This is a genomic window from Flavobacterium macacae (assembly GCF_003865365.1).
GTDB classification, from domain to species: domain Bacteria; phylum Bacteroidota; class Bacteroidia; order Flavobacteriales; family Flavobacteriaceae; genus Flavobacterium; species Flavobacterium macacae.
The window spans coordinates 1-1,370 of sequence record NZ_RQVR01000055.1; the positions used below are offsets into that span (position 1 = coordinate 1).

General features: G+C 34.5%; 2 protein-coding genes. Both read left to right on the plus strand.

The window, feature by feature from the left end:
• Positions 1 to 623: gliding motility-associated C-terminal domain-containing protein (locus EG849_RS15500; protein WP_148096074.1), on the plus strand; the 623-nt coding region annotated here is incomplete at its 5' end.
• A gap of 157 nt (positions 624 to 780) precedes the next feature.
• Positions 781 to 1,370: hypothetical protein (locus EG849_RS15505; protein ID WP_148096075.1), on the plus strand; the 590-nt coding region annotated here is incomplete at its 3' end.

A 1,370-nucleotide genomic window follows, 5' to 3' on the forward strand; every position in this document is an offset into this window, starting at 1 on the left:
CTCCGGCAGTTGTGAGCAATACCGCTTCTGGAAATTATACTTTTACTCCAAATGCAGGACAATGTGCGTCTGCAGTAACATTGAACGTAACAGTTGAAAACAAAACGGCTACGATTACAGAAGATTGTATTGACAAAAACTTGATTTTACAAGTAAATCCTGTAGCTGATTCTTTTAACATTTATGATGTTGATTATATCTGGAGAAATGCTGACGGAATTGAAGTGGGTTCAAATATGGAAACTTTTAATGTAACAGAATATGTTTCTGGACTTATGAATCCGGTATATCCAATGACTTTTACGGTTACCATTTCGAACGACTGTGAAATTACAGAAACACATGTCGTTAATGGTGTGGGATGTAATATTCCAAAAGGGATTTCCCCAAATGGAGATGGAAAAAATGACGAATTTGATCTTACTGGATTAAATGTAAAAGAATTAACCATTTTCAATAGATACGGAACAAAAGTGTATAGCCGTAGAAATTATGTAAAAGAATGGAAAGGACAGACTGATAATGCTCAAGATCTTCCGGACGCTACTTACTATTATGTAATTCAAAGAGATGGCGTTGACGCATTTACAGGCTGGGTTTACATCAATAGACAACGCAATTAATTCCTTTTTTAAGAATAAAAAAGTTACGAAAATATTTTAAGTATTTATAAAGACAATAATTACAGATTTAGGATCTTATTAATAATTTGGTAAAGTGCATCGACACAGCTAATTTCCAAAAAAACAGATACCTTTGGCTGATTTTAAAAATTCCACGATGAAATTAAAAAATATTTTAAGAAAGGCTTCCTTTCTATTTATTTTCTCCCTTTTTTTCTCTCAAAATTCTTTTGCACAATGTTTTCAGATTGAAAGTATCTTGGTTGATGCTTGTGATGGAACAAACAATACGGAAGGCAGAAATGAAATGGTTCGTTTTAAAGTTGGACCTGCAGCGATAAATACATCTCCAATGATTGTGAATTGGCCCAGCAATAGTTGGGGCGGATTAAGGCAAGATGCGGGAACTGCTGCAAAAGTTGCTACCATAAATGCAAATATTTTGGCTGCTGGAGGTTGTGGTCAGGTTTTAGAACCCGTTGGAGGAGTACTTCCTGCAAATGCTACAGTAATCTTAGTAACAAGCTATAACTATGATATTAATTCCAATCCATTTGGTGCTATTACGGATACCATCTATTTATTATTTCAAAATGCTGATACAGGAAATGGTGGCCATTTTGGTAATTATGGAAACAGTGGCAATAATTCAAGAACCCTTTCCATTTCTTTTGGTTCTTGTAACGATACTGTGACTTATAATAGGTCTTTATTAACGGATCAAAACGGTCAAAATGTTGCTGCAGA